Source organism: Rhodopila sp. (assembly GCF_965277825.1).
Taxonomy (GTDB): Bacteria; Pseudomonadota; Alphaproteobacteria; order Acetobacterales; family Acetobacteraceae; genus Rhodopila.
On sequence record NZ_OZ255846.1, the window covers coordinates 787,291 to 799,762 of the forward strand.

Here is a 12,472-nt window from a genome sequence, read left to right on the forward strand (position 1 = left end):
CCGACGCCGTTTTCAAGCAGCGCCTTGGTGATCGCCCGGATGCCCTCGCCGCGAAACTCGGCACCCGCGCCAAGGCGGAGCTGATGAACTTCGCGGGCGAAGGAGCGTTCGGCCAGACTGATCCTCTCGTTTCAACTTATCATGCGCCAGACCAACGGTTTGATCTACCCTGGAACGGAACGGGGTTTGTAAATGCAAAAAGGTCCCTGCCGCCGCGGCCGTTCCGTGACCCGGTCAGATCCGGCTGAGCAGTGCGTCTATCGCTCGAACGACCTGATCGCGATGTGCCGCCAGCGTATCGATCGGCTTGCGCAACCGCCCGAGCGGAACGGCCGCGATGTTTCGGGTCATCAGCATATATGCCGCGCCATCGATTTCAAAGACCGGATTGAGGGTTTTGGCTCAAACCGGTGGCACCGAATGCTCCGCCAGGAGCGGAGTAACGACACGCGTCGACATTTTGTCTAGCAGGCCGGATTGGATGTCGACGACGAAGCCGGCCCGCGAGCCCGGAAACGGGTAGACGGAGAATTGGCTCAAAATTGCCGAAAGTGCTCCAACGGCAGGCCGTGTTCCTCGACCTATCGGTTGTAAGCTGCGACGGCCGCGGCGTTTTCGGCCTTCCAGCGACGCTCTCGTTCGGCTCGAAGCGCCACCCCTATGCCGGTTTCGCATGCCCGCGAGAGGTTGATCCCGAGCGCCTTGGCTTCCTCGACGATGCTTGTGGGGAGGCTCACGTTCGTGGGACAGCGGTCGGACGCATCGGACGTCCTTGCGCATAAGCTTGCACATGTCAACGAAGGGGATTTTCAGTGTTGGGAGCGCGTGATCTGTCCGTGTTTGTTAGCGCGTGAAATGTCCGGAATGTTCGCCGCCTGTTCGAGAGGTAGGACATGCGGCGACAACGGGCTTTGTGGGGTGTTTTCGTGAGCCGGTTCGAGGCCGCGCTGGAGCGCTTTCGCCATCGGCGTCTGAGCGCCGATCAGGCCGGGGACCTGCTTGGTGTATCGGGTCGGCAGTTCCGCCGTATGTGCGTCCGGTTTGACGACGAAGGCGTCGAGGGACTGCGCGACCGGGGCCTAGGGACGGCGTCGCCGCGGCGTGCTGACACCACGGAGATCGGTCGGATGTGCGCGCTGTATCGTGACCGATATCGGGATTTCTCGGTCAAGCACTTCCACGAGACAGCGCGCCGCGAGCACAACTACAAGCTCTGTTACACGGTCACCCGGCTGGCGCTGCAATCGGCTGGACTGGTGCAAAAGGCGACGCTGCGGGGCAAGCACCGCAAGAAGCGCGAGCGGCGGCCGCTGCCTGGCATGCTGCTGTTCCAGGACGGCTCGACGCATTGCTGGCTACCCGGCACCGCCGCCCAGCAGGACCTGATCGTCACCCTCGATGATGCCACCGGGCACATCACCTCGATCTTCCTGACCGAGCAAGAAGGCACCATGTCGAGCCTGCGGGGACTGGCTGAAACGATCCAGCGGCACGGGCTTTTCGGGGCGTTCTACACCGATCGCGGCTCGCATTATTTCCTGACGCCGGAGGCCAGTGGCAAAGTCGACAAACAGAACCTCACCCAGGTCGGCCGCGCCCTGGCACAGCTCGGCATCCGCCACATCCCGTCCTATTCGCCCGAAGCGCGCGGTCGCATGGAGCGGGCTTTCGGCACGCTGCAAGGTCGTCTTCCTCAGCAACTGCGGATCCGCGGGCTGGCCAGCGCCGAGGTTGCGAACGTGTATCTACGAGAGGTCTTCATGCCCGACTTCAATGCCCGCTTCGGCGTCGCGGCATCCGAGGCAGGATCCGCCTTTGTCGCCTATGTCGGCGCTCCGTTGGCGGATACGCTGTGCCTGCAAGAGGATCGCCGTGTCGGGCGGGACAACTGCGTGTCATGGCGCGGCAAAACGCTGCAGATCCCCGAGCAGACACACCGCCACCACTACGTCCGGGCGACGATCCGGGTGCATGAATACCCCGATGGCGGTCTGGCGATCTTCGATGGGCCGCGCTGCTTGGGCCGCTATGACCGCGACGCCGTAGCCATCCAACCAACCGTTCCGAGGGCCGCCGCATGACCATGCCATTCAACACTCCGGCGCATCAAAAACCACCGAGATGGACATTTGATTTGTTTTATCAGGCGGACATCTTCACGAGCGTGGCTCTGGATGGGGGCGGTATGTCCGGCGGGATTGTGACGATGAGCGGTTCGCAGCAGGAGCGCGCGTGCCTGGTGCGCCATGTGGTGCAGGGCGAACTAATATAATTAGGTCATCCGGAGGCGTCGGAACGGCTCGGCATCGGGGTGAGTCAGCTCAAACGGCTTTTTGCCCGCATGGCGTGGTGATGGCGACCAGGGCCTTGTTTCGCGTCAGCGCGGGCGTCCATCCCCCCGGCGCATGGCGGGAGCGGTCCGGACCAGGATCGAAAGCCTTCTTCAGGTGGCGGCCGAAGACGCGGCTCTCGGGCTGAAGACACGCGACCACGTCGGAATAGAAGGCCGAAGGACAGCGATAGGCCAGAACGTGGTCCCACAAGGCATTAAAATACGCCGCCCCCGACTCCACTGCTGCGAACCGCAGCGCCGTCAGCCGGGCCCGTATCAGCGTGCAGCGGGGTCCACGGCCTTCGAACCAGTCGTGCAGGCCGCCGTCGATCTGAATCATTTCGCCAAACCCCGGGCGCCGGTGAGGCAACTGGAACGCACGTCGAGCGCGTGTCTTCAGCCCGAGATCGCTTCGAACTGGCAAAGTTGAGCGTAGACCGGCATAACCAACGGCGACCATCGAATAATCGGGTGGCAGACGCCATTTCGCCCGATAATCGTCAGGAGACATGCCGTGCACGGCCTGCAGGCGTCGCTTGAGCATCCTCATGGCCAGGCCATCTTCCAAGCCAACCCAATGGTCGCTGGAGACTGTCCGGCCGTGAACCGGATGAATGCATACATCTGCGCATGGCTGATATGACGCTCTTGCTGGTGGTAATCACTATAATCACCTCCGGCATCCGTATGCAGAAACCTCCGTGCGGACGGCGAGCTGCCTGGGTTTAAGTCCACTAAAATGTTGTACACATTACCGGTAGCCGTCGAAAGTGAGCCGATTCCAGCGCGATTATTGCCGGCGTGAGCTGCAATGATTTGTGCAGAGAAGAATCAGAAGGTTTGACTCTGGTGGGGCATTAATATCGATCCCCACGCGAAGAGGCTTTGACGTTTTTTTCACGTTGTATTAGCATCTACCTTAACGTCAATGTCACCGGGCCCCGCAGTTTGCCGGGTGAACGAAATCAGGCGGAGGGCGCATGAGCGATCGTATTTTTCAAGATGCCTATGTAAGAGTACGGGGGCGCCATGACGATCGGTCTTGGTTCGCTCTTTCACCGAGAGAGATAACGGACTCGATATATCGGGAGATCCGAATAATCGACAGCGAGCGAAGGATCGGGAACTACGTTGGCATGGTTCCACTGGCTGCAGCGGCAGAATAGCGTTCGATTATAGCGTCCAGGCTGGAATGTCGCGGGATTGACGCCAGGTGATCTTGTTCTGCGCTCTGCGGAACTTCGAACCTCGAAGTGGCGTTCTCCCGACGTCATGAACGTGATCCGACCTAGTACGTTGTCTTCCGAGTGGTTAGGGCGTGGCGCCCGTGATGCAATCAATGTGTATCATGTCCACCCGCTTGTGGCCGGCCCGCTTGACCGGTGGGCAGCGATTTTTGAACGCGTCGCCGCAATGGGCTTTAGTCATCTTTGCCTAGCCCCGCCGTTCGAGCCCGGAGATAGTGGGGACATATTTATTCACGCTACTTTCGATCGGTTACATCCATCACTCGGTTTCGGTGGGTCAGCCGACCAAGGCCTCCGGTTGGCGGCGGATCTGGCTTCGCGAGCAGGTCTCAAATTGATGCTCGACATCGCGCCGGGCCAGATTGCGATCAATGCTCCCCTTCACCAACGTCACCTAGACTGGTTCGGCGCTACCGGCTCGAACCGAATTCCCGACCCGCGGCAACCTCCGCACCGAATTGACATTGCGGTGCCGTGCTTTGATCAGACCGCCATGGCGGATTCGATGGCGGATTGGTGGGTAAAAATTCTGACGCGCGTGATGCAAGCTGGAATCGAAAGTTTCCGCTGTCTGACCCTAGACCTCATCCCCGCATGGTTCTGGCGCCGGATCACCGCCGCGATCCCGGATGCACTATTTTTGGCTTGGACGCCTGGTGTACCCCAGGCACGGGAACTGGCAGGAATAGACTTCAGCCTGTCCGCATCTTCGGCCGCTTGGTGGGATGGACGGGCGCCATGGTTCCTTGACGAACTGGCGGTGCTGCGTGACGTGGCGCCGGCATTGGCTAGTCCAGAGCCCTCGTTCTTTCATCGGTTGACGCAGATGTTGGCGCCCGATGCGGATCTTCCCAAAGCTTACCGGCTCTCGCTACAGATCGCGGCTGCCACTGGGGCCGGCCTATTTTTGCCGATGGGTTTTGAGTACGCAACCAGCCGCCGCTTCGATCCGGTGCATGCTCGCCCCGAGGATATGGAAGCGGCCATGCGAGAAATGCCTATCGATTTATCGGATGATGTTGCTGCGGCAATCCGTTTGAATAAGCACTTGCCGATTGCGCAAGCACTGCGTCCCGTCACAAGTCCAGCTGCCCCGGTGACGGCTTTGTTGCGTGAGGACACTCTGGTCCTGATCAATCCTGATGTCGATCGACCTGCCACACTGGGATTTTCGGGTGCACCGTTGCCTCCGTCGGCCGGTGCCGCGTTATCCGCCTTGGGCGACCTCGAAATGCCGCTGCATAGGGGTGAAGTCCGAATCCTGAAGTGTCGGCAAGATCCCGGCGTGCCCAACCAGGGATTGGAGCTGTGTTCTGACTGGGCCGAGTCTACCCGCATCGCCATCGAAGCGGTCGAGCCGAGCGGCGAGTTCGCCAGCAAAACCGTTGTAGGCCGTGAATTCACCATCAGTGCCGACGTATTCGGCGATGGTCATGACCTAGTGGCGGCAGACGTACTCTGGCGGCCTGCTGACGCTTCCGAATGGCGACGCGTTCGGATGCAGAAGCTACCAAACGATCGATGGGAGGGGCTCATTCGCCCGGAACGGGTCGGTCTGTATCAATTCGCTGTTGAGGCATGGTGGGATCAGTGGGGCACGTTTACCCATGATCTGCATGCCAAAGTCGATGCGGGCCAAGACGTGAAACTAGAGCTCCAAGAAGGCTGGCGATTGATTCAGACTGCCATGCCTGGCCTGGATACAGCGATGAACGCGGAAGCTATGCTCGCGGAAGACTTTGCGGCATTGGTAGAACACTCGATTGCACGGCCATTCGTTGCACGCAGCTCGATCCACTGGGTGCGCGCAGACCGACCATCCGCGGAATTCGCGAGCTGGTATGAGCTGTTTCCGCGGTCTGCAACGTACGACGCGGCTGTCCCTGGCACATTCCGATCGGTTATCGAGCGTTTGCCCGACATTCGCCGCATGGGCTTCGACGTGCTGTATTTTCCGCCCATTCATCCGATTGGCCGGATCAATCGCAAAGGCCGTAACAATAGCCTCACGGCCGCACCGGGTGATGTCGGCAGCCCCTACGCGATTGGCAGTGCGGAGGGCGGTCACGATGCTCTTAATCCCGAACTTGGGACCCTGGATGATTTTCGCGCTCTGATTCGGGCGGGACAAGAAAATAATCTGGAAGTCGCGATCGATTTCGCTATCCAGTGCGCTCCTGATCACCCGTGGGTGAAGCAGCATAAGGACTGGTTCCGTTGGCGGCCCGACGGCTCGATTCGCTACGCCGAGAATCCACCGAAGAAGTATGAGGACATCGTCAATCCAGACTTTTACGGCGAAGCGTCGTTTCCCGCTGTATGGACTGCCCTGCGTGACGTGGTTCAGTTCTGGGTGGACCAGGGCGTGCGGATATTCCGTGTCGATAATCCGCACACCAAGCCGTTGCCCTTCTGGCAATGGATGGTGGCGGACATACAGGGCCGGAATCCCGATGTGCTATTCCTGGCGGAAGCATTTACCCGTCCCAAGCCGATGTATCGCTTAGCCAAGGCCGGCTTCTCGCAATCCTACACATATTTCACCTGGCGGAATACGAAACAGGAAATCACCGATTACCTAACGGAATTGACGACACCGCCCGTTGCAAACTTTTTTCGGCCAAACTTTTTTGTTAATACCCCAGACATAAATCCGGTTTTCTTGCAAACGTCCGGCCGAGCCGGCTTTCTGATCCGTGCGGCGTTGGCGGCGACACTGTCGGGGCTTTGGGGGGTTTATTCCGGGTTCGAGCTTTGCGAAGCTGGCGCATTGCCGGAGCGCGAAGAGTATCTCGATTCTGAGAAATATGAGATCCGGCCGCGAGACTACGCCATGCCAGGAAATATCGTCGCCGAAATCACCGCGCTGAATCGGATTCGGCGCCATCATCCAGCATTGCAGTCTCATTTGGGGCTAAAATTCTATAACGCTTTCAACGATCAGATCATTCTCTATGGAAAGCGAGATCCGCTCGACCACAGTATGGTTTTAGTGGTTGTCAGCTTTGATCCTCATATCGCACAAGAGGCGGCCATCGAAGTGCCGCTCTGGGAGTTCGGCCTGCCCGACGAGGCCGCCATCGCGGTGGCAGATCTGATGAGCGGGGAATATTTCACATGGCACGGAAAGCATCAGTATATTCGCCTGGACCCGGTCGATCTGCCATTCCGCATCTGGCGGCTTGAGTTTCGCTAGGATGAATGTCGGCCACCCCCACCCGCAGCCAACCGACAGGGTCGCCCCAACGGCTGATGCCGATCAATTCTGGTATAAAGACGCTATCATCTATCAGATCCATGTCAAGTCATTTGCTGACAGCAATAATGACGGAATCGGCGACTTTGCTGGCCTCATCTCGCGCTTGGACTACATCGCCGAGTTGGGCATAAATACTATCTGGCTGCTGCCGTTCTATCCGTCGCCGCGTTTGGATGACGGGTATGATATCGCGGATTATCGAGGCGTTCATCCAGATTACGGTACTCTTGGTGACGTGAAGCGGTTCATCGCCGCAGCACATGACAGAGGCATCCGCGTGATTGCAGAGTTGGTGGTCAATCACACATCCGACCAGCACCCCTGGTTCCAACGCGCGCGTCTTTCTAAACCCGGCTCGATGTATCGAGACTTTTACGTTTGGTCGAATGACGATCGTAAATATGCCGGCACTCGGATCATATTTGTTGACTCAGAACGATCTAACTGGACCTGGGACGAGACTGCGAAAGCATATTATTGGCATCGGTTCTACTATCATCAGCCGGATCTGAACTTTGACAACCCTCGGGTAATGCGTGAGGTGCTCTCGGTTCTGCGCTACTGGGTAGAACTCGGCATCGACGGATTGCGCCTTGACGCCGTGCCGTATCTGGTCGAGCGAGAAGGTACCAGTAGCGAGAACCTCCCGGAGACCCACGCGGCGCTAAAGCGAATTCGTGCCGAGCTCACCGAGCATTATCCTGACAAAATGCTGTTGGCCGAGGCAAACCAGTGGCCGGAAGACACTAAAGACTATTTCGGCGACGGCGACGAGTGCCACATGGCCTTCCACTTTCCACTGATGCCTCGTATGTATATGGCGATCGCGCGCGAGGACCGGTTCCCGATCACTGACATCCTGCGTCAAACCCCAGATATTCCCAAGAATTGCCAGTGGGCGATCTTCCTCCGTAACCACGACGAACTCACGCTCGAGATGGTGACGGAGTCGGAACGCGACTTCTTGTGGGAAACCTATGCCGCAGATCGACGCGCCCGGTTGAATCTTGGGATCCGTCGCCGGTTGGCACCGCTACTGGAACGTGACCGGCGACGCATTGAGCTGATGAACTACCTCCTGTTGTCGATGCCCGGAACGCCGGTAATCTATTACGGTGACGAAATCGGCATGGGTGACAATATCCATCTCGGCGATCGGAACGGCGTGCGTACGCCGATGCAGTGGTCGCCTGATCGCAACGGCGGCTTTTCCCGAGTTGCCGACCCTTCCCGGCTGGTGCTGCCGATGGTGATGGACCCGCTCTACGCCTATCAGGCGGTGAATGTGGAAACCCAGGCCGCCGACCCGCACTCGCTATTGATGTGGATGCGTCGGGCCATCGCGGTCCGCCGCCAATATAAAGTGTTCGGCCGCGGCACGTATAGACTGTTGTATCCTAAAAACCGGAAGATTCTGGCCTATCTGCGCGAGCATGAAGGTATCGCCATCCTGTGCGTCGCGAACCTCTCGCGCACACCACAAGCGGTTGAACTCGACCTGTCGGAATTCCAGGGCCGGGTTCCGATCGAACTTGACGGCCACTCACAGTTTCCTCCCATCGGCCAGCTGACCTACCTCCTCACGCTGCCTCCGTATGGCTTCTACTGGTTCCTTTTGTCAGAAGCCGACGACTGGCCGTCCCACCACACACCCGCGCCGGAACCAATGCCTGAATATCAGACAATCGTCATGCGTCATTCTTTGCCAGACGCCTTAATGGCCGCACGGTTGGTAATTGAGCATGAGGCGCTGCCGCAGTATCTGTCCAAGCGCCGCTGGTTTGCCATGAAAGACCAGGCGTTGACCTCAACCCGAATCGCCCTGATGACCCGTGTACCGTCCGACGACGCGGTATTGCTCGAGATTGAAATTGAAGCCGCTTCCGGAACCTCTCGTTGGCTATTGCCGCTTGGCATCGTGTGGGGCGATACCACAGCGCCCCCGCTGCCGACACAACTGGCACTTGCACGCGTCCGGCGTGGCGCAAAAGTTGGATTACTAACCGACGCGTTCGCTCTGCCCGCGTTCCCAATCGCGATCCTCGCAGGTTTGGCGCAGAAGGATATTATCGCCATCGATCGCGGGATGATCAGGTTTGAGCCGACCTCGCGTATTGCGGACATCAGCGTGCCCGAAGACGTCGAAATGAACTGGATTTCCGCGGAACAGTCGAACTCCTCGGTCATCGTCGGTGACATAGCGATCATCAAAATGTTCCGTCGGGTGACAGATGGCCCGCATCCAGAAGCCGAGATGAGCCGCCATCTGACCGAGCAAGGCTTTGCCAACACGCCGGCCCTGCTGGGCGAGGTTGTGCGCGTGGACCCCACCGGCACGCGCCATGCCCTCGTCATCGCCCAAGCTTTCGTTCGTAACCAAGGTGACGCATGGAGTTGGACAACCGATCTCCTGCTCCGGGGGCTGTCCGACATCACCAACAGTGACGAAGCAGCCGCCGCGGACGCTGCAAGCCACTCGGACTACGTTCGTTTTGCCTCGTTGCTGGGACAGCGGCTGGGTGAAATGCACTCGGTGCTGGCGCGGCCATCATCCGATCCAGCGTTTGCTCCTGAGGCCGGCACCCCTGACGTAGCTGTGGCCTTCGCAGAACGGACACGGGTGCAATTGAAAGCTGCATATCAAACGGTTGAAGCCGCGCAACACTGGGAAATGGCCGGACAGCAGGATCGGACGGCCATGCAAGCGGGGAGGGAGGCGCTTTTCGGCAAGCTGCCGACTCTGGCGGAAGCGGTTCATGGCGCAACGCTCACTCGAATCCATGGTGACCTGCATCTAGGACAGATCCTGGTCGTTAACGGCGACGTCGCCATCATCGACTTTGAAGGCGAACCAGCCAAGCCGGTGGAACTCCGGCGCAGCAAGGATCATCCATTGCGAGACGTCGCTGGTGTGGTTCGGTCATTCGACTATGCGGCTGCGGTCGTGAAGCGGCGCAGCCTATCTAGTCATGCCCATCTGACTGACGAAAAGGTTAGCGCGTTTCTGGATAGTTTTGTCCAACGGGCAACGGAGTCGTTCCTGATCGGTTACCGGGAGGCGATTGCGGCCGCTGGCGAACAAGCGCCTTCGTTAGACTTGGAGCTACTTGATTTGTTCTTGATTGAAAAGGCGGCCTATGAAGTGGTTTACGAGGCTGCTAATCGACCGACCTGGATCGATGTTCCTTTACACGGACTGGCAAATTGCTCTCGCCGTGTTCTGGGGATAGAGGCTGTCGCATGAACGACGCCGTTGTTATCCCATCCATCTCGCGTGACCAGGCTCGGCACATCGCCAACGGCTCCCTTAACGATCCGTTCGCGGTGCTTGGGCCGTTCGAGACCGAGCTCGGCCGCTACGTCCGCGCGTTCTTGCCAGGCGCAAGTGGTGTGGAAGTCATCGCTCGCGCGGATGATCGGCACCTCGGGACGCTGTTGCCCACCCAACCAGCTGGGTTATTTTCAGGCTGGGTAGAGGGCAAGGAACCGTACCTATTTCGTATTCGCTGGTCTGATGTTGTTCACGAAACCGAAGATCCTTACAGCTTCGATCTTCTGCTGAGCGAAACTGATTTGCATTTATTCAACGAAGGCAGATTGTTCGAGATCGCATTCACTCTTGGTGCAAATGCTATTACGGTGGATCGAGTGCGCGGCACACGCTTCGCGGTCTGGGCACCGAATGCGCGCGCAGTCTCGGTGATCGGCGATTTTAACACCTGGGATAATCGTCGCCATCCGATGCGGTTGCGTTATCCGTCCGGCGTCTGGGAACTATTCGTCCCGCGTGCGGGGCCTGGGATGCGCTACAAGTTTGCGATCGTCGGGGCGGACAGTAGTCGGCTTGCCGACAAGGCGGATCCGCTGGCCAAAGCTTCGGAAGCTCCGCCAGCCACCGGATCCATCGTTGCCGATCCCCTTCCGTATGTTTGGCATGATGACGTCTGGATGCGCGATCGCAGCGCTCGGCACGGCGATGACGCGCCTATCACGATTTACGAGGTTCACGCCGCATCTTGGTTTCGTCCCGGTCCGGACCTTACGCTTAGTTGGGACGCCCTGGCCGAGCGGCTCGTTCCTTATGTCGCGGAGATGGGATTTTCCCATCTCGAACTTATGCCGATAGCAGAACACCCATTTGGTGGCTCCTGGGGCTACCAGCCGCTGGGATTGTTTGCACCATCTGGCCGCTTCGGGCCGCCCGATGGCTTCTGCCGCTTCGTGGATGCCTGCCATCGCGCCGGAGTGGGCGTGATCATCGACTGGGTGCCGGCGCATTTTCCGACCGATGCGCATGGACTTGCACGTTTCGACGGCACGCCGCTATTTGAACACGCCGATCCGAAGGAGGGCTTCCACCAGGACTGGAACACTTACATCTACAATTTCGGTCGCCGGGAAGTACAAGGTTTCCTGATCGCCAGCGGCGTTCATTGGCTGGAGCATTTTCACGTCGATGGCCTTCGAGTCGATGCCGTTGCCTCTATGCTTTATCGCGACTACAGCCGCAAGCAGGGCGAATGGGTGCCGAACATCAACGGCGGGCGAGAGAACCTCGAGGCTATCGGCTTCTTGCGCCACTTCAACCAGGTGGTTGCAGAGCGCTGCGTCGGCGCCATCACCATCGCCGAAGAATCCACCGCATGGCCAGGCGTTTCTCGGCCAGTTAGCGATGGGGGTCTCGGTTTCTCCTTTAAGTGGAACATGGGCTGGATGCATGACACGTTACACTACATGGAGTGCGATCCGGTCTACCGGCGATACCACAACAACGAATTGACCTTTGGCTTGATCTACGCGTTTTCAGAAAACTTTGTGCTGCCACTGTCGCATGACGAGGTCGTTTATGGCAAAGGTTCCTTAATCGAGAAGATGCCTGGAGACGATTGGCAACGCTTCGCAAACCTGCGGGCTTACTTCGGCTTTATGTGGGCTCACCCGGGCAAGAAGCTCATATTCATGGGCGGAGAGATCGCGCAATGGCGCGAATGGAATCACGATTCGGCGATCGATTGGGATCTGTTGGACTATCCTCGGCATCGCGGCATGCAAACTCTAGTGCGGGATCTGAACGCGCTTTATCGTCACACAAACGCTCTGCATAAGCGAGATTCCGTTTCCACCGGCTTCCGCTGGGTTGTCGGAGATGACACGGCAAACTCTGTGTTTGCATTCCTAAGGTCGGGGAACGAGGACGGCCGGATGGTACTGGTGGTGTGTAATATGACGCCGGTGCCAAGGGGTGGCTATGGAATCGGGGTACCGCGACCCGGCCATTGGCGAGAGTTGTTGAACACGGACGCGGATGCCTACGGTGGATCGAACCTAGGCAATAGCGGCGGTGTCGATAGTCTGCCGACACAGATGCACGGTGAAGCGCAGACGCTGTTTCTAACCTTGCCTCCACTCGCGACGCTTTTCCTCTCGCCAACTCTTTGACACGCTGCCACTCCTTTCGCCAGCAGATAGTCCTCTCGCGACATTGAGAGCGTTGTCGCCCCAAGCGGCATATTTATCTGGAGCGGTGGAACGAGCGAAGTGGGTGATCGTTCTCGGTGCTTGACGAGAACGGAGCCGGAGCGGTTTCGACCGTTGACGCGAGGTCGATCGGCCGGTGCTTGACGAGCGGTTTCG

At 58.7% G+C, this 12,472-nt stretch carries 7 protein-coding genes and 1 pseudogene; 5 read left to right on the plus strand and 3 right to left on the minus strand.

Annotated features, from left to right (window positions below; genetic code table 11):
• Positions 1–234: 234 nt before the first annotated feature.
• A pseudogene (locus tag ACQY4T_RS04245) lies at positions 235–540 on the minus strand (CcdB family protein).
• Positions 541–581: 41 nt separating this feature from the next.
• Positions 582–737, minus strand: a complete 156-nt coding sequence (locus ACQY4T_RS04250) for a type II toxin-antitoxin system CcdA family antitoxin (protein ID WP_428538115.1) — start codon at positions 735–737, stop codon at positions 582–584.
• Between the two features lie 189 nt (positions 738–926).
• On the opposite strand from ACQY4T_RS04250, the gene ACQY4T_RS04255 reads away from it, so the two are divergent.
• Together ACQY4T_RS04255 and ACQY4T_RS04260 are read left to right on the plus strand one after the other, a co-directional pair.
• Positions 927–2,081 carry an ISNCY family transposase gene (locus tag ACQY4T_RS04255; protein WP_428538118.1) on the plus strand — a complete coding sequence of 385 codons (1,155 nt, stop codon included), beginning with the start codon at positions 927–929 and terminating at the stop codon, positions 2,079–2,081.
• Positions 2,078–2,272, plus strand: a complete 195-nt coding sequence (locus ACQY4T_RS04260; protein ID WP_428538121.1) for a hypothetical protein — start codon at positions 2,078–2,080, stop codon at positions 2,270–2,272. The genes ACQY4T_RS04255 and ACQY4T_RS04260 overlap by 4 nt, the downstream gene beginning before the upstream one ends.
• 49 nt (positions 2,273–2,321) lie before the next feature.
• Here the strand turns inward: ACQY4T_RS04260 and ACQY4T_RS04265 are convergent, their stop codons facing one another.
• Positions 2,322–2,948: a MucR family transcriptional regulator gene (locus tag ACQY4T_RS04265; RefSeq protein WP_428542705.1), complete on the minus strand. Its 627-nt coding sequence runs from the start codon at positions 2,946–2,948 to the stop codon at positions 2,322–2,324.
• Positions 2,949–3,916: 968 nt separating this feature from the next.
• On the opposite strand from ACQY4T_RS04265, the gene ACQY4T_RS04270 reads away from it, so the two are divergent.
• Genes ACQY4T_RS04270 through glgB form a run of 3 tightly spaced genes read left to right on the plus strand, consistent with a single transcriptional unit; the run spans position 3,917 to position 12,277 of the window.
• Positions 3,917–6,775, plus strand: a complete 2,859-nt coding sequence (locus tag ACQY4T_RS04270) for an alpha-1,4-glucan--maltose-1-phosphate maltosyltransferase (protein WP_428538124.1) — start codon at positions 3,917–3,919, stop codon at positions 6,773–6,775.
• A 1-nt stretch (position 6,776) separates the two neighbouring features.
• Complete coding sequence (gene treS / locus ACQY4T_RS04275; protein WP_428538127.1) at positions 6,777–10,082, plus strand: maltose alpha-D-glucosyltransferase; 3,306 nt, start codon at positions 6,777–6,779, stop codon at positions 10,080–10,082.
• Positions 10,079–12,277, plus strand: coding sequence for a 1,4-alpha-glucan branching protein GlgB (gene glgB / locus ACQY4T_RS04280; RefSeq protein WP_428538130.1), 2,199 nt, complete (start codon positions 10,079–10,081; stop codon positions 12,275–12,277). The genes treS and glgB overlap by 4 nt, the downstream gene beginning before the upstream one ends.
• Positions 12,278–12,472: the final 195 nt, after the last annotated feature.